The 17,260-nt window shown below is 37.3% G+C and carries 21 protein-coding genes; 2 read left to right on the top strand and 19 right to left on the bottom strand.

The window, feature by feature from the left end; translation table 11 throughout:
* Positions 1–44: 44 nt before the first annotated feature.
* From AC58U0_RS32225 to AC58U0_RS32215, 3 genes are all read right to left on the bottom strand, one after another.
* A complete protein-coding gene (locus AC58U0_RS32225) occupies positions 45–713 on the bottom strand; it encodes a DUF4309 domain-containing protein (protein WP_497382861.1) in 669 nt (222 codons plus the stop codon).
* A 345-nt stretch (positions 714–1,058) separates the two neighbouring features.
* A complete protein-coding gene (locus tag AC58U0_RS32220) occupies positions 1,059–1,820 on the bottom strand; it encodes a hypothetical protein (RefSeq protein ID WP_497382860.1) in 762 nt (253 codons plus the stop codon).
* 373 nt (positions 1,821–2,193) lie between these two features.
* Positions 2,194–2,481: a hypothetical protein gene (locus tag AC58U0_RS32215; protein WP_497382859.1), complete on the bottom strand. Its 288-nt coding sequence runs from the start codon at positions 2,479–2,481 to the stop codon at positions 2,194–2,196.
* A 513-nt stretch (positions 2,482–2,994) separates the two neighbouring features.
* Between AC58U0_RS32215 and AC58U0_RS32210 the strand changes: the two genes are divergently transcribed.
* Complete coding sequence (locus AC58U0_RS32210) at positions 2,995–3,825, top strand: hypothetical protein (protein ID WP_497382858.1); 831 nt, start codon at positions 2,995–2,997, stop codon at positions 3,823–3,825.
* Between the two features lie 575 nt (positions 3,826–4,400).
* On the opposite strand, the gene AC58U0_RS32205 is transcribed toward AC58U0_RS32210, so the two are convergent.
* Complete coding sequence (locus AC58U0_RS32205) at positions 4,401–4,955, bottom strand: dihydrofolate reductase family protein (protein WP_497382857.1); 555 nt, start codon at positions 4,953–4,955, stop codon at positions 4,401–4,403.
* Between the two features lie 340 nt (positions 4,956–5,295).
* Here AC58U0_RS32205 and AC58U0_RS32200 point away from each other — a divergent pair, with 340 nt between their 5' ends.
* On the top strand, positions 5,296–5,418 hold the full coding sequence (locus tag AC58U0_RS32200) for a hypothetical protein (protein WP_497382856.1): 123 nt from the start codon (positions 5,296–5,298) through the stop codon (positions 5,416–5,418).
* A gap of 351 nt (positions 5,419–5,769) precedes the next feature.
* On the opposite strand, the gene AC58U0_RS32195 is transcribed toward AC58U0_RS32200, so the two are convergent.
* From AC58U0_RS32195 to AC58U0_RS32125, 15 genes are all read right to left on the bottom strand, one after another.
* Positions 5,770–6,156 (bottom strand): VOC family protein, encoded by a 387-nt coding sequence (locus AC58U0_RS32195; protein ID WP_497382855.1) that lies wholly within the window; start codon positions 6,154–6,156, stop codon positions 5,770–5,772.
* Between the two features lie 189 nt (positions 6,157–6,345).
* Positions 6,346–6,780 carry an HIT family protein gene (locus AC58U0_RS32190; RefSeq protein WP_497382854.1) on the bottom strand — a complete coding sequence of 145 codons (435 nt, stop codon included), beginning with the start codon at positions 6,778–6,780 and terminating at the stop codon, positions 6,346–6,348.
* A 1,207-nt stretch (positions 6,781–7,987) separates the two neighbouring features.
* The gene (locus AC58U0_RS32185) at positions 7,988–8,134 is read right to left on the bottom strand and encodes a hypothetical protein (protein ID WP_497382853.1); all 147 of its coding nucleotides are present in this window, start codon (positions 8,132–8,134) and stop codon (positions 7,988–7,990) included.
* Positions 8,135–8,198: 64 nt separating this feature from the next.
* Positions 8,199–8,597, bottom strand: coding sequence for a T9SS type B sorting domain-containing protein (locus AC58U0_RS32180; protein ID WP_497382852.1), 399 nt, complete (start codon positions 8,595–8,597; stop codon positions 8,199–8,201).
* Between the two features lie 9 nt (positions 8,598–8,606).
* Positions 8,607–9,665, bottom strand: coding sequence for a hypothetical protein (locus AC58U0_RS32175; protein ID WP_497382851.1), 1,059 nt, complete (start codon positions 9,663–9,665; stop codon positions 8,607–8,609).
* A 246-nt stretch (positions 9,666–9,911) separates the two neighbouring features.
* A complete protein-coding gene (locus AC58U0_RS32170; RefSeq protein WP_497382850.1) occupies positions 9,912–10,385 on the bottom strand; it encodes an SMI1/KNR4 family protein in 474 nt (157 codons plus the stop codon).
* 121 nt (positions 10,386–10,506) lie between these two features.
* Positions 10,507–10,965 (bottom strand): hypothetical protein, encoded by a 459-nt coding sequence (locus AC58U0_RS32165; RefSeq protein ID WP_497382849.1) that lies wholly within the window; start codon positions 10,963–10,965, stop codon positions 10,507–10,509.
* Between the two features lie 180 nt (positions 10,966–11,145).
* Complete coding sequence (locus tag AC58U0_RS32160) at positions 11,146–11,562, bottom strand: NUDIX hydrolase (protein ID WP_497382848.1); 417 nt, start codon at positions 11,560–11,562, stop codon at positions 11,146–11,148.
* Between the two features lie 105 nt (positions 11,563–11,667).
* Complete coding sequence (locus AC58U0_RS32155; protein WP_497382847.1) at positions 11,668–12,468, bottom strand: P-loop NTPase family protein; 801 nt, start codon at positions 12,466–12,468, stop codon at positions 11,668–11,670.
* Positions 12,469–12,539: 71 nt separating this feature from the next.
* Positions 12,540–13,028, bottom strand: a complete 489-nt coding sequence (locus tag AC58U0_RS32150) for a EutP/PduV family microcompartment system protein (RefSeq protein WP_497382846.1) — start codon at positions 13,026–13,028, stop codon at positions 12,540–12,542.
* Positions 13,029–13,239: 211 nt separating this feature from the next.
* Positions 13,240–13,731: an SMI1/KNR4 family protein gene (locus tag AC58U0_RS32145; RefSeq protein ID WP_497382845.1), complete on the bottom strand. Its 492-nt coding sequence runs from the start codon at positions 13,729–13,731 to the stop codon at positions 13,240–13,242.
* Between the two features lie 68 nt (positions 13,732–13,799).
* Positions 13,800–14,156 (bottom strand): cyclic-phosphate processing receiver domain-containing protein, encoded by a 357-nt coding sequence (locus tag AC58U0_RS32140; RefSeq protein WP_497382844.1) that lies wholly within the window; start codon positions 14,154–14,156, stop codon positions 13,800–13,802.
* Between the two features lie 64 nt (positions 14,157–14,220).
* A complete protein-coding gene (locus tag AC58U0_RS32135; RefSeq protein WP_497382843.1) occupies positions 14,221–14,526 on the bottom strand; it encodes a hypothetical protein in 306 nt (101 codons plus the stop codon).
* A gap of 208 nt (positions 14,527–14,734) precedes the next feature.
* Positions 14,735–15,406, bottom strand: coding sequence for an orotate phosphoribosyltransferase (gene pyrE / locus AC58U0_RS32130; protein ID WP_497382842.1), 672 nt, complete (start codon positions 15,404–15,406; stop codon positions 14,735–14,737).
* 236 nt (positions 15,407–15,642) lie between these two features.
* Positions 15,643–16,281 (bottom strand): hypothetical protein, encoded by a 639-nt coding sequence (locus tag AC58U0_RS32125; RefSeq protein WP_497382841.1) that lies wholly within the window; start codon positions 16,279–16,281, stop codon positions 15,643–15,645.
* Positions 16,282–17,260 lie beyond the last annotated feature (979 nt).

The raw sequence follows: 17,260 nt of genomic DNA, 5'->3' as shown, positions 1-17,260 counted from the left end.
TGCGTTAATGCAGTGTGTAGCATTAAGCATTTTAATTTATTGGTTTATTTCTTTTTTAATGTCAGATACTTAATTACGCCATTTTTAGTATCCGCATTAAAGAATACTTGGTAATCCCCCGCCTCATAATTCAGATACCATCCACTTTCAAGGTCGCTTAATCCTTCATCTTTCGGCTCACCAATTGCTTTTTTTAATTCATTAACTGTATATTTGACTGTATCTCCAACTACTCGAATTGCGCTGACACTCTCATCGGGATTACCAAAGTAATAATAATAATCAAACCATGAATAATATTGCGTTTGCCAACTTCCTGTTTTTTGGGGCTCTCCCCATTTTTGAACGACATCATATTTATTGGACCCAATTCCAAATTCAATTCCTTTGATTTTGCCTTCTGAAGCAAATGAGAAAAAGTCTTTATCCAAAGGTAGTTTTTCACTTAAATTTGTTTGTTCAATTGTAATCGTTTTGGTAGTGTCTTCATATTTAACAAGAGCACCCATGGACTCAGAAACAAAACGAACTGGTACATAGGCGTGACCATTATGATTTAACACTACATATTCGTTACTATCCAATTGTTTACTTACGCCATTAAACACAAACTTGGCAGGAAACAAATACGCTTGTATTGTGTCTGAGGCATATACAGCGGTTGTTGCAGTTAAACCAATTCCACAAATTAGACCTAAAACAAACTTTTTCAAAATTCATCACTCCCTTTATTTACCACTTTAACATTTAGACGGTACGATTAAGTAAAAGTTGCTCTAACAATTTCGATTATTTTACAATATTTTACAAAACATGTACACCACAGGATTCCATTAAACTGACCGTTAGCACAATGAAGCAGCCGGTCATTGTGAATCGGCTGCTTCCGTGTTTTTATTGAACTATCGTTTCCCGTTAGTTCAACGCCAAGTTACTTCGCTGTGCCTTGTTTTATTTATTTAGCAAGGTTGAGCATGATAATACCGGTTGCTTTCCAGGTAGGTACCCTTCCCATGCGACAAGGTGTTTGACAATCTAGTATAGCCCTTTGTCTTGTTTTAATGATTTACGGTCATCTCAAGCACAGCAAAAAAGACTTTAGCTTGGAAGTAATGATATTCGTGTTGGCGGCCATGATCTAGCACACCCACCTTTACCGATATCTGCACATTAAATATTGCGCTGAAGGAATCCTTAATTTTTTTCTCGATTCCTTTTCTCATTGATTCAGTGGTTGGAAATTGCAGTTCTAACTCGACTGATTTCCGGATTAATCCTTTCTCAATTCGTGCACCCGGAATATGAAGAAACGGAGCTACATTTTGTGAGTACCGGTATTCTCGATCCGGAAGTGTATCATAACCTGCACCAGGTATATAATGTGAAACGAAAATGATCTGATACAACCTGATTGGGTGTCTACTTAAGGATCCATTTTGAATGGATTCAAGTAAAAATTCAATATCGGAAAGCACTCTTTTGATTTTACCGTTGTTACCGTATCTGCCGGTGAATTCATTCCCAGAAAGCACTTCCGTTGATATCAGATGTTTCATTTCAATTAAGGCCTTGATTCGGGTAATTGATGAGTGTTCTTCAGAGAAAACGGCCAGGTCCACGTAGCCCATATTAATCGGAACTTCTTTAGGGTGAAATATATCCCAGTTCTTTTGCTGATGAGATTCATTTGCAAGATAGTAAGCCAAACGATCGCGAAGCGTATCTTCGCATTTACCTGAAACGCTTAGGTACGCAAGTTCATTCGGGAAAAAAGGCATATTCGTTAGACCTGCGTACAGATCATCCAACTGAAAGGTCATGTATTTAGCTCCTAATGTGAATTGAGTAAGTCTTACATATTATTCTTCATAAAATATGCTCCTCCTTTAGAGCTTTAATCTGAATTTTCTCAGCAATCATTGCTTTATCGAAAAGAAATGGGGAGAGCAATATGCCCTCCCCTGTCCGTCTTGCAACTACGCCGATTGATACAAACTAATAAATTTGTTCACTTTCCGCTGATAATGCATTTATCTCGACAAAAAACCAGGGATTTGATTAGTAAGATAACCGACGATCCCCGCCAATAAAATTCCACCTAATATCGTATTTCGAAATTTTAACAGAGAAGACAACCGATCAAATCTGGCCTACGCTGTTTCCTGGTGTTTATTGAGCTCTTTTTCCCGTTGCTTAGGGCTTTGGCGGCCGATTGTATGGGATGTACATTGGTTGGATTTTTTCAATATTCTTTAGTTGTTCATCTGCGTTCCAGTTATCACTATGTCTATTAGCATGGAACAACCACTTCGCACCATTAGATAACCATTCCTTTCGGTATGTTTCAAAGGTATAAAGCATGTCATCAACGCCAAACTCAAAACCGCAACATACGCATATTTCGAATGATTCATTACCCTTTTCATCATATGGATGCTTTTCTAATTCGTCATAACCACAAACTGGACAAATGTAACCCATTTTTTCCTCCAAAGAAGTTCGATTAGTTTAATCGAGTCTGGTTCCTTAATTAGACTTTTTAGTTTTTAGCCTGCAATCCAAAAAAAAAAATGCAAAAAAGTGTTTGCTTTCACTATATCACGTTTCTATTGTAGAAATTTGCCCGTTAGCACAATGAAGTACCACTTCCCTACATCTTAAACGACACAAACATTGGCGATTTAAACTAAAAAACCCCGATTTTAAGGGGAACTTAATACACTCCTCTGGTACTACCCTTACCTCGCCGAGCTTCAAGAAGTCCTTCTACTCCTTGAGTCATAAAAATTGTTCCACCTATTAAGCATCTATTCGACAGAAGGGGGAGATTCATAATAAATCACTCTTTATTTCATCGAAATATTCAAACCATCCTGCAGGAATGCACTATATTTCGCTAAATAAAAAACGAGTTATTATATTATTCACGGATAAGGAATAATCTGAAAATGGGTGAGTTAGTTTATTTTTCTAAAATGAAAGGCGGCGATTCTCATGAAGAGATATTTATCGATGCTGGGAAATTACTTACTCTATTTGACGATCATCATTTTAGTGATCTTCCTCTATAATATCGTCATTGATCCTGTATTAGGATGGGGGCAGTTCGGAAAAGGAAAGAACATCCCAATCCAGGTATTCATGGTACTTGTAATTACAATCGCTCTTTCCGCAATTGTTTACGCCATTAAATATCGGCTTTTGAAACAGACACCGGTAAGCTTCTGGAGACTTAGTAGCTTCTCGCCGATCAGTCCGAGCTTTTCGGTTCACATGATAACAATCGGACTGGCGTTCACTTTATTAATCGTTGCCTCCATGAAACTACTTCTTTACTACAACATTACAACGTTCAATGATTTTACAGAAGAATATTTCGCCTCTGTTCCTTTCGTTTACATTATACTTTCCTCAGTGCTCACCACCGCACTTGAGCTGATCCTATTCTTTGGTATCATGTTTAACGAAGCCCGGAAACATGTTCCCGTATTCTGGCCAATTGTAGTCATCGCTTTGATTATTGCGGCGTTGCAGCCGGGAGGAATTGCGATGCAGCTTCTGGGTGTAGCGTTAGGATTCATTTATGGATCCATCTATGTACGCCTTTCATCCATATGGTCCGTTATGCTGATTGGGATCGTGTTTAACATCAGTTTGTTCGGCATGAAAAGAATCGGTTGGCTTGATTCCATGGAGAACATGTCGGACTTCACCCTTATTCTGCTTGCGGCAGTCATGGGACTCTATCTCATCTTTAGCACACTTTGGTACTGGAGAAAACCAAAAGCGGCTACTAACGGCCGCAGCCGACGTAGTGCACGTTAAGATGCCTTCCCACGTGATGCCAACTTAGACCATCGCAATGTGAAGAGGAGTGGCTGCTGCTTGATCGCACAGCTGAGGATATCATAATGTTTACTTGCATAATTTACATTCGTTAAATTAATAACAACATATATCGAACTCAAAATTGGTGCATGGATCTCATTATATACCCAACTTTTGTTGACATAATTAGTTCTCTTTTCTAATTCATATTTTGAAATACAATCCAATTTATTGACTCCCATTCTATATAAATCTACTTTCAATTAAATTATAGGATGTTTTGGTTTACTTCAATAGTGCTATCTATTTCTAGTACCTGAATTTATTACCGCAGTATACTGCCCGTTACTTCAACGAACAAAAAAGTGACCCACAGCAACGGGCTGGGGGTCATAATTATTTATATTTTAAAGGGGGTCAGTTTTATTATAGGCTTGATTCATTAAAGCTATATGAAAATAAGATTTCATTCTTGTTACATTTATTCAGCTAAAGTTCCTCGTTAGTTTAACAATTATTATTCGGTATTTCCTGATGATATTTATTGTATTTTATCATTGGAATGTGCAATATTATTTCCCATTCAAATGATAGATTAGTTGCACAACTCCAGAGGAGAACGTTATTGTATTAACCATTTTTAAATTCAACCTCTGTTTTATATCAATAAACATCGGTTTTCCTTCTCCCAAAATAACAGGGTGAACAGATAATCTAAATTCATCAACAAGCCCTAAATTGATAAAAGTTGTAATAAGACTTGCTCCACCATAAAGCCAAATGTCTTTACCAGGCTTATTCTTTAATTTATTTACTTCTTCAAGAACATTATCATTTATGAATATTGCTTTATTATCTGTCCCTTTTTGTCTCCTGGAAAACACATATTTTTCTTTACTATGAACTAATCCCCAAATTTCTTTTTCAGTATCCGTATGTTCAATTTCCGGAGTAAATTGTCCCCATAAATCATAGCTTTTTCTTCCATATAAAATAGTATCAATTTGATTTAAGAAATCAATAAACCCCATCTCAGAGTCCATAATGCACCAATCAACTTCCCCATTTTTCCCTTCAATATAACCATCTAAAGTAACTGCTAAATCTAAAATTATTCTTCGTTTCATGATTTGTTACTCCTTTCGTTGATCTACCACCCATTATAGACCTTAACTATGTCACATTGTGTCATATTAATAACAGAAAGGGTATCTTTTCAACTATGCTGCCCGATAGTTCAATAGGTTACCAATACTGTCGGCGTCCTGTTCGTCAAGGTGGTATCGTTCTCCCGTTAATTATTAAAGGGCATTTATTTTTGGAAATAGACGCTTCTAGAAAGCATAGAATTCGCCGCTTGTTCATCGGAACAATCTACCCAATTATTAGGAATTGATGTATATTATTAACAGCATATTGAAATCCAGCGTACTTTGATTAACCGCCCGCCTGGAAGGAGGTAAAGCCGTGGATTACAAAATAATCGGCATGATTGTACTAGCGATTATTACAACAATAAGTTTCTATGCTAAATTTAAAGGAGCCAAGAATGACTATCCTGACGATGATCCTAGCAAATATACTCGGTAATGTTTAGGAGCATAAACTACTTTTTTTTGGGTCCCGCCAACATTTTAGCGTTATCAAAACGAGCTTGTGATTCCCCCTTGATAAACCCCTACACTTTGTTCAGATGTATTTAATCTATTCTTGTCGGAGTATCACAAAAAGCAGACCAAAACTGGAACAATGCAGTCTTGGTCTGCTTTTTTCTGCGATCAACTATCGTTCCCAGTTAGCGTAATAAGGAATGTCAATTTTCATTGTTTGTTATTTCACTGCAATCGACTGGTATATCTGCTTGGCTTCGTTAATATGCAATGAGTCGGTAGTCGGTTCCAGTTATATCAATCCCCGAGATAGAATTATTGCAATGACTATTTAAATCCAACCGGACCATACATCAAATCGGTTTCCATTCAGATCATAAAACCTAAAATTTTTACGATTCCCATCATATAGTTTGATCTCCGACACGCTTACTCCTTTTTCTATTAAACGATTATATGTATCTTCAATATTATCGGATTTAAACGTTAACAAATGCATATCATAATTCTCTCCTTCCCAATGATCTGTTTTATACGTCATTTTTACATCTTCTTTATTATTAACAGTAACCAGCATTATTTCTGGTCCATTGCCGAGGTTAAAACTGAAACCAGTCCAATGAATTCCTAGTTTATCTTGGTACCATTTAATCGTTTCCTCTTGATTAATAACAGGTAGATAGACACAATCAATCTGACCAATAATCGGTTTTTCCATCTTTGACCTCCCATTAGATGAAGTATGCAATGCACTCTTATCTATTCGTTAAACTCTTATTATTCCCTTTAATTTCCTTTTGTGTATTCAACTAATCTGCCCGTTACTTTAATAAACAAAAGAGGAGCCCTGCCACGAAGCATGCTCCTCAACTAAAGTTCCTCAGTAGTTCATTGGTTAACCATCAGTCTAAATGTTCTTTTTAGTTGAGTTGAGAATAAGATTCAGTTTCCACGCCAAATTAATCGCATCTATTTCACTACAAGTACCATCTTGTTTAATAAAATCTATGCCTTTTGTTGAGCTATCGCTTTTTCGAGGAATAAAATGTGCATGAAAATGAGGAACACCATCAATTGTTACTAGTGAGTACACCCGTTCTGCTTCAGTGACCTCTTTGATTGCAGAGTACAGCTTTTTAAGCAAAACTCCGTAAGAAGAAGCTTCTTCTTCTGTCATTTGTGAAAAGTCGAGGAAGTGGCGCTTTGATTCTAAAACTATCCGCCCTAAAATAGATTGCTGGGCAGGAAAATGGCAAACCATCCAGTATTCATCTTCGTAAATGTACCCACCAGGAGGTTGATTAGTATTACCTGAATGCTTTTCACATATGAAGCATGACATTTGAATCCCTCATTTCGGTTGGGAATTAAATCCATTTTATATCACTAGTAACTGATTGTATACAAACAATATTTAATATAAGATAACTGCCCGTTTAGCTGAGAAGGCCGCCGATCGTGTTAATTTCGACAGCCTCCTCTTGATGTTATTGAACTAAAGTTTCCGTTAGTTTAGTTGATATGATGATTAGTTCCAAACTGCATGTATTTGTCCTTCATCTAATCTAGTGCGACCATGATTCCAAACTGACAGAAAGCAGAGATCCCAATAAAAATCGGAGGTAGTAGAAGAAATAACACACTATCGACGTGTTTTTTACAAAGCACATACAGTAGCGGATTTAGAATAGCTAAATTTATTATTAACATCCCTATAGCAGCCAATAGTGGACCTAAACCTTCAAGAAATCCATGAATATAGTACTCATGAAAATAATCATCATATACCTGGTACAACACAAATGGAAGAGCAATTGACACCATGCTTTGTATACTCACGATGATAGCTTTACTATAAGACATAACATCACACCTTTTCCACATAGAATCGAGTTTATGTATGGATTAAGTGTAACGATTGTTGGTAAATATTTATAGTCATATCTTTTTATAGTACCTCTCCTTCTGCAAAAAAACTAAGGCTACACCTTGGGTTCATCCTTCCAACTTCTCTAACTTCTACCCTGGCGAGTATAACTATGCTAAAACCGCGGTTGTAGTTCGTCACCCAAAGCAGATCCTCTTTGTACATGAAAATCGACTGCCTATGAACAAGTCGCTACCACTATTGGACTAACGTTCTTACTTTAGCTTAATCAAGCAAGTCAATTTCTGAGAGCCATATTACCCTTATTGATTCAAAATATTAGGAAAAGTGTAAACATACGATAAGTGGGAAGTGGTATTAAAAACCAGCGAAAAACGGAATTCAATTTTAGTTTTCGAAAGGTTGTTGATTCACCATGAAAACACTAAGAAGGATAAAAAGATCGAGATTTCTGCTTCGATACTTTTTGAGTAAGACTTAGCATTAGAAGTGCATTTTTGAAATAAACCGCTTCCCACTATAAGAGGACTCTGCGATATAATTCGCGGGGTCCTCGCTTTTATGATGTTATCAATCAATTTCTCCTTTGTTATTAAGCTACCCTGCCAGCTAGCTTAATAAAATGAGCAGGCCTCCGCAGTGCCTGCTCATCTAATGTGTGTTATTCAACTATCGTTTCCGTTAGAGTAACAACATTGAGATGCTTCAACACCATTAGGGAGTCGATACCTGGAGCAGCTTCCGTTTTGTTCAGCACAGAAGTCGCACAGACCGTAATGGTCCCAGCTACAATCACAATTGCGCGCACTCATAACATTTAACCCTTTCGACGGAGTTTTTGGAGAAATTGGATGGAAATGATCGATAAAGGATTATGGAGCAGCGATAGTGAGCTGCATCTGCGATCGCATATGACCTTCTTCCTTTTGATCAAGTAGAACATCCGAATTTGTTTTCTTATACTGAATCATTGTTGGTTTCTTTAAGGTTACCTGGTAATCTCCAAATGGAACTTGTTTACCATTCACGTCTTTTTGATCCCATTTAAACGACAACTCCTGACTATAAATTTCGTCTCCTACCTTGGGAAAGGTTTTGTTTAAGACGGGAAGCTTGCCGGACCATACGAGAGTGCCCGGCGCATTCCGGTCAGATCGATCCATTTGCAGAATCTGAATGTCAAAAGATGTGCTTTCAACGAGTGTAAGATCATCCTCACTTACATTTGCAACTTGGAATGAAATATCAATCGGATCTCCGGCACCAATCAAACCGAAAGGTTAATTAATGACGCTGCTTACCGCACTAACTCCCGTCGCAAACGGAGAACCTCGCCACCCTGCTCCAAAATCATATGTATGTTCACTCCATTTCGAAGAAATTTGCTTTACTTCTACTTGGGATGGAAGTTCATACAATTCTGGATCTAACGCAGAGTCGGCAGCATAAATCCATGCGTCTCCCAACCACTGGCTATGAATGTGCTGCCAGCCACTTCCACGTTCATATACATCGACCGTTTGTGGAGATAAAGTAGCAAGTACCTTTGCTTTTTTATTCGGATGTTCGTAAACAAGTGTATTTAAAGTTAGTTTAAGTTCTTTATCCTCTATTCTTAAATCCTTTGGATAACCAATGTTGATATTCACCCAGCGCGGTCCCTGCCATGAATCTACGTAGTACCAATCATCGTTCACACGTAGGGTGCTTACTAAATCCTGAGAAGATAACCATCCCATAACTACCCCTCCTGCATCTGGCGAGGTAAACATCGGAGTAGTCACGGAAATCGATATCCCAACCGGTCCATAATAAACATGGGCATGCTCGTATACGGGATGGGTGGGATGAATCCAATTGTAGCCAAGCCACGTTTGAATGAGGTAATCCCCATTTGCGCTATAAATCGCCCGAACCGTTTGAGCCGATACAGCTCCTAGTCTCTTACCCTTTTCGAAACGTTCTTCGTACACTTGCTCCTCTCCGGTTAGTAGCACGTCATTGTAGTAAGCATCTGCAAACTGTGGATGATCTACATTTACCCAACGGTTTCCATCCGTCGTCTCGATTTCGAACCAAATATCTCTTTGATTCTCTAATAGCTTTTGATCCCAATTTACCTCCGCATTGATCACTCGCACGAACTGTGGAGTCGCGTCGTACAGTTTGCTGCCTTCAGGATCATCGTAGATTGGCGTTAGCTTTTCACTTAAATAAATTTCTTTCGGTAATTTCAAGATTGATGTATCCCGCGCTGCTTCGGCTGTAATCGAAAAGCCTATAAACACGCTATACAACAGCAGCAAAGAGGATATAAAAAAGAACGTCCATCGTCTCATAAAAAATCTCCTTTGTATAAAATTATCTACTCTAATTTCTATGTACCGAACAAGCTTATAGTTCTAGGTATAACAGAGGAAAATAATTTGTTAAGCAAGTGTCGGTTGATTTGTGTTTGGGGAAATGCAAGAGTTAAGATACTGTTGTTTTGCTATTTCAGGAAAATTTTATTAACTATTCAAAACAATTAGCCTCGGCATACATTCTTGAACTAAAGTTTCCGTTAGCGGAACTCTTCATATTTTCTATATTTGTTCTGTAGGCAATAATTTCTCCAGAAAGTCATCAAAATTTGATGCGATGTAGTAGTCTACAAGATCCTCATCATAAAAATATACAACAGTGGGTTCGCTAGCTGATTTTCTATAATCCAGACAAACATAACCATGATTCTCGACACTAATAGGCAAAATCATTTTATATGATTTAAAGAGATCACTATTATGTTCACTAAAGGCCAACTGTTCTTCAAGTATACTCAAATGCTCCTGAAAGTTTATAGATAATTGTTCGATCGAATAAAACCTGCCAACGTAAACTGACTTTACGCCAGTTTTTTTAAAAATGTGTATATAACCATTCTCTAACTCACCACCGTTTTGAACCTCCAAAAGTTCTATATAGCTTCTTGGCAGTCTAAAACCCAAGGTAGTTTCCACTTCCACCACAATATTTAGATCTAAGATTTTGTAATTTTTTCCGTGTTCTATACGCCACACTAAAATAGCCTCCCTTTTTCTTTATTCATTGCCATTTAGTTTAATGAAAGTTCCCAGTTAGGTTAATGACCAAAGGCTGAACCTGAGCGTCAATTATGATGGTATATACCTTCGAGGGGATCTATAAATGATATTCTTTGTTTATCCAATCATCTATGAATCGATGTCTTCTTAGATTCACAGTATCGAATTCATCCTTTCCATCAGTCTTTGTAATTCCTAAATGCTCAAGTGTTTTATTAATTGCATTATCACTTAAAGTTTCCTCATAAATAACGACTTCTGAATCCCACACAATCCCGCTCTGTGTGCCTGTTCCACCAAAATATTCTGCCTCAATATAAGAAGTTCTATTGACTTTAGAAATTTCCAAGCAAAATATACCGATTAAATCAGTCAAATATTCATAGTTCTTAAAGGAAGTGCCTTGGTTCATATTTATCTCATCGTAAAGTTCATCTGTAATTGGTATTGTTATTAAGTTTTTGTATAATTGAATCGCGTAGAGATTCCTAAACCTATTTCTAATACAATCTAAAGACTCAATTGAAGTAATAATACCTCGATAATAATAGCCCATGATTTACCTCACTAAAATAAATTATCCGCACTTGAAGTATTCGCGAATTGACCACCCTATCCTGCTCACCTGTTGAAGAAATCTGCCCGTTACTTCAACAGACAAAGGCAGCCGATCGTGTGCCGGCTGCCGTCATGTCGTGATTGAACTATCGTTTTCCGTTAGTTGAGCAGAAAGTGTTTAATCATTTAGAAATAAGCTTTTGCTCATCTTCACTTGTTCAATCATATGTCCTATATTTCCTTCACCTGCAAATAGGGTCATGTCGAAAAAATCTTGATCCAAATCAGACCAATATAATTCATTTTCATCCCCAGAGACCATGACATCATGCTTCAATTTACCGACATAAACTTCAACGTAGCAATGATGCAAATAGTATTTAAAATCCATTACATGATGCAGATTAACATCTTCTTTTGAAATGCTGGTTTCTTCAAATAGTTCTCTGTAAGCAGCTTCAATCCCCGTTTCTCCACTCTCGATTTTGCCGCCAACCAAATTAGTTAAACCTTTATAGGGGTTCTTTAATCGTTTGCACATTAGCAGCCGATCCATATCTTTACTGTATATCATAAGAACGTTATACCCTTGCATGAGCCGATCCCCTTATTTGTATAATTTCGAGTATACATATATTCGATAATTGTACTAAACCTCGTTAGCTTAACAATCCATTGTTGTGAAAGTCTACCGCATACTTTATTCGATTTTTCGACCTATGCCCTCCACCATATTACTAAAGACCTCATCCCAGTCAAGGTTTACATTTTCAATTGTATAGGTTGGAAATGGCAGCATATCAAGCAGCTTCAATTCGATCCGCTTGCGGTTTTCCATAAACCCAATATTTTGTTCCGTCGCAAAGTGGGGTCTTGAACGGATGGAAGAAATCCAAACCTGCTGCTTCCGCACACTGGGCTGAGTTAAATAAATCACCACAGGATGCAAAGCAGCAATCTGATCGGCGATTCCCTGAATATGCTGCTCGATATGGTGATCAACAGCTTGATAATGACCCAACAAGTCATGAATTTGATGCTGAAAAAACACTGCTTCGAGTACATATACCTCCTCTGAAGTGCTGGCAAGCTCAGAGAAACGTGCCCAATGCCGCTGAATCGAATATGTAAACTCTGACCGCTCGGCTACGGGGGAATCAGTCCAGCATAGCTCACGGGACTCCAGCTCTGAATAGAGCGCATCCAACTCTTTGAATTCCTTGACTTCACGATAAGGAATCAGATAATTGTTACCATTTTTTATGGCCCATGATCTGATTTCATTAGCGGTGTCTGGGTACCGCATAAGAAGTTCCTTATATTCGTCTTCACGAAAGAAAGCGTGCCAATTCAAACTCGTAGGATGTCCTTTTGCACCCTCGTCATAAAAACGGGCGGAAATGCCTTGCTGTAACAGGTAGCAATGCAATCGTTCTGCTAACGTCGATTTACCCGTTCCACACAACCCTTCTACCAAAATCAGTTTGCAATTGTTTTGCATGCGATTTGCTCCCAATTATTATTTACATCCGTAACTTCACTATCGTTCTTCGCTAGCTTAGCAATATTTCTTTAGGTAAAATCCAGATTGCTATTGTCCCTTAATCTGATGACTTTCTGATTGTATATCTTCAACTTGGCTTCAAACCTGTTTATACTTTGTTCAAAATCCCTCGTCCATTGGTACATCATCCTCAACATCATAATGTCTGGCTTATAGTGGCACTTTTCAATACCAAGTTTTTGCTTAAGAAATCGTATTAGGATTCTAATTTTTCGCTTCCATAATGGCGTATCAAGAAATATGATTGTATCTGCCATTTGATACAAACATTGATAGGAATTTCTATCTGTTCCTTCAAATATCCATGGTCCTTTTTTATCTATCTCCTTTATTACATCGATTTGTTCTTCAGACGTACGTTTGTATCGTACCGTGGGTGTTTTATGATGGACTATGGAGTCAAGTTCATACCATGGCACACTAATATTCTGTGATAAGCGTTTAGCCAATGTCGTCTTACCACTAGCTACACTTCCGATAATGAGGATTTTTCTCATTTCTATTCAAGCTCCCTAAATAGGCAATATTGTCTTATATCTCTTCGCGATTACCATAGATATTCCTTTTACTGTAATTTGATCCATAATCATTAGCGTAATCTGCCAGTAAGCGTGAAAAGGGCAGCTGATCGTCCTGACCGGCTGCCGCGTTGTCTTTAATTAAGCTATCGTTTCCCGTTAGCGCAATGATAGGTAGCTCGGATGATCTTCACTGTTTATCGTATGCGTCTCCTAAAGCAATAAAATTGTCTTCTAACCAAAAAATTCGATTCCCTTTAAATTGAAAAAGCTGGTCTAACAATTCTGCGAATGACAACGCAATAATCGGTGTTTCTCCCACTAAACCATGCGTTTCATGAAAACTATCATAACACCTTCCAAGGCGTTCAGGGTGTAAATCGATCGTTATAAAATCACCATTCCCACAATCAACGATAGTGTACCAATCCTTGGTGATGTCATCCTCCAGTTCTTCACCAAGGATCTCTAAATTAGCCAAATTTATCTCTATTGGTGGAATCACACGATAAGGAAAATCAGAATCATTGAAAAGCTGCATGCCACCGCACTCTTTATAAAACTCTACAAGATCGGATGGCAATATGTGAGAAGAACGAAGTTTTGGTAAAGCCAGCGCAGGATAAATTTCACAGTTTGAAAGCGTCTTGGCTTCGTTAATAAACCGAATAACGTTACTCATGTCATTGTCCTTTCTCCGGCTGCTCAATGTTTCATTAAACTCTCGTTCGCCGTTAGTTGAACAAATGATCATTCACCAGAGTACTTGTTTGCTGTTATTGGATAATGGTATATCTCAATATCCTCGTCAATAAACCCTCTGCGTTGTGCGGCTAATAATGTTTCATACATATTCTTTCGTCCCACAGGATTATCGGTATGTAGATAAATTTTGCTTGCCCTTAAACCATTTTCACAAAAGTATTTAACAAAATCATAGCCATTACGCATTTCTTTTCCGTTCTCATCTTCTCCTAAGTCATGGTCAAGTGATAGTAATTCTACTGTATACATCCTAAAATATTGTATTGCTTCTTCGAATGTTCTTGCAACAACAAAGCCCTCGGGGCAGTCCCTTAGATCATCTAGGTATATATTAGCCTTCATGGAATCACCTCTTGATAGATGCAATATTTTACACTTCTTATTTAACCTTTCACTGTTAGTTCAGCTATTGACCTAGGTTTTCAAATGGGTATTCAAACAGATCTAGCTCGTTTTCTTTTACTTTAAAAAATGAAGCTACAATGAGATATCGAATGCCTCTTGAAACAATTATGGTTATCTTTCTACCATTTAATGGTTCACCTAATTTGTTTTTTACATAAAGGATTTCTTCATTAGTTGCTTCATCGAGCATAATTTCATCTAGAATACGTGGTAATTCAATGTATCTAATATCAATAAACAAGATATCTATATTTTTTGGGTTTCCGTTACTTTTGGGACTACGAATAAGAAGTTCTCCATGACTCACCCTGTAGAACCAAAATTGAAATTTTCTGGCTTAAACTCATGCATCTTTTCACTCTCCAATCCCCCTAGAGTATATTCACCTCAATTATAACAGATATTGGAAGTAACCTGCCCGTTACTTTAACGCACAACGGCAGCTGATCGTGTGACCGGCTGCCGTCATATCGTGATCGATCAATAGTTCCTCGTTATTGCACACACAATCTAAGCTATCTAACTCCATATAGGTTGAGATGATCTTCTATTGTATTTTTCATGAGCCCATCAATTACAATCTTTCCATCAATTTCTCGATTGTGCAGATAATTCAGGATATCCTCTATGGTTACAATGGCATTGGTTTGAATACCATAATCATCATTTAATTCCTGAATCGTCGTTTTATTGCTCAGTCCTCTCTCTAATCGGTCGACTGAAACTATTAAATTTGTGATCTTTACATCCGCAGTGTTGTTTAGTAAATTTATACTTTCTCTTACAGCTGTGCCCGCGGTTATCACATCTTCAATGATTGCAATCCGATCGTTATTTTGAGGTATATACCCAATGATTTGTCCTCCTTCACCATGATCTTTCTTCTCTTTTCGATTAAAAGTTATCGAGATGTCTCTATTGTATTTATTATATAGAGCAGTAGAGGCAGCTACCGTTAAAGGAATACCCTTATAGGCAGGACCGAAGAGAACATTTACTGATTTATCCAATCCTGAGTGTATACAATCAGCATAGTATTCGCCTAAAATAGCGATTTGCTTCGCAGTTTGAAAGTTCCCTGTGTTTATCATGTATGGTGTATTTCTACCGCTCTTAGCTACAAAGTCTCCGAATATGAGGACATTTGATTTAACCATAAATTCAATGAAATCTCCTTTATTGCTCATTTCAATACATCCCCCTAAAATGTTAATACTTCTCCTCATATGTTAACACATTTTGGAACTATCCTGCCCTTACTTGAGCAGGCTACCTATCGGCAGCCTGTATTAGTGTGCTATAGTTCTCCGTTAGCTTAATTTCCGATTGGTTGAGGTGCATTACACCGGGGCCGACGAACTTAGCCAGTGCAGGGTGTCAGCAGATTCCAATTTGCCGAAAATCCTCTTCAGACCAAGGGCCCTCAGGCCCGTCGCGTGAATACGGTGTTAGGTGACTCCTTTGAAGTACCAAGAAAATCTTTAAAACACATCGAATCTATCCAATCACTAAACTCTTTTATGCTTTCATTTGGATTTATTTCTTTATTAATTTCAGCTATCAAATCGTAATATTCTAATTCGTGAATAATTAAAGGAATCTCTTTGTTGAACTTGCTTACAATTACACCATTTGCGTGTAGTCTTCTAACTACATTTTTTATAATTTTATAAAAATCATCTTTCATTCTTTCACCTAACTCAAGTATTCGGTCAAAATTTTCCTCTTCTTCTTTGTCAGTATAATACCACGGAGATTCTAATACCCAATTCTCCCTCATCAATTCTTCTTCCCTATTATCCTTTAGAGATGTATTGCCAATTACTATTTCTTCATTTTGTAACCAGAATGCATAATTCCATCTAGCCTCTAGATCACTTGATGCCTTCAAGATATTATTAAGGTAGTTACTAGATGTGTTGTATCCAAAAATTAACCGGGGTTTCCTATAATCATCATTTTCAAAATCAATATAGAATGATAAAACATATATTTCGTTAACAAGCTCTGAATCCCAACCGAGAATTCTATTCTTTACTGTTTGATAAATATATTCTTCCATGAATTCGTCCCCCAAATTAATATTTACTTACGAGAGTTTCGCCAATCTGCTATTACATGAAATTTGCAGATATTTAAGTATTCGCAACCAAATATTACTTTCCTTTTTTTGTAACTATCCTGCCCGTTAGCGGGGAAGAGGCAGCTGCTTGATGTCAGCTGCCTACACTGTGCTTTATTGAGCTTTCATGTTCCGATAGATTAATACTCATTTCTCGTGCTTCGGATAGTATTCTTGAAATAAATGCTTCCACTCGTTCATAAAGTTACTTTGTAGCTAATGTGCTCATTCCAGAAATCAATTGAATTACAGTAATAATTACCCAAAATGAACGATGGGTAGTTATGTACTGAACTTGCCATAATCCTTATCTTTTCTGTCTCTTTCCGATTAATTACATTTATTAAACTTTCTATTATGTACTTGATCGGTCTAATGCTTTGATAAATCCTTTCAATATTTTTAGTCCTGTTAAATATTCTGACTTTCTTAAGTTTAGAGATAATTGCTGCTTTATATTGGTGGTCTTCCACTAAATTCAATTCATTTATTAACTTATTTATGGAACGATTATCAATTACCAAGTCGTTATGTAACCAGTATTGATACTTATGTAAAAGATTATAAAGTACAGGATTCATTGGATCGGATCTAATAAATATAAAAAGGTAAAATAATGAATCCATAAAGTTTCTTGCATACATTCTTTCTAAAATAATGATCACCTACTTTCCTTTTTGCACATTAATTTCGTATCCTATATCTTATGAATTCGTGTAGTTAATTAAACTATCCTACCCGTTAGGTGAGCGAAAGGCTGCCGGTCGTGCCGGCAGCCTCCCATTGCTGTGTATTAAACAAACGTTCTCCGTCCCTCGGTTTTAAGGGTTTATCTCACGTATACTCACTCATTCGCAGGATTTCATCACCTTGAAAATCAAGATCGTTCAGATAGTAAGTTGCTTAGAACCGTTGGTTC

The organism is Paenibacillus sp. J31P190 (assembly GCF_059692075.1).
This window is presented reverse-complemented; position numbering and strand designations above follow the sequence as displayed.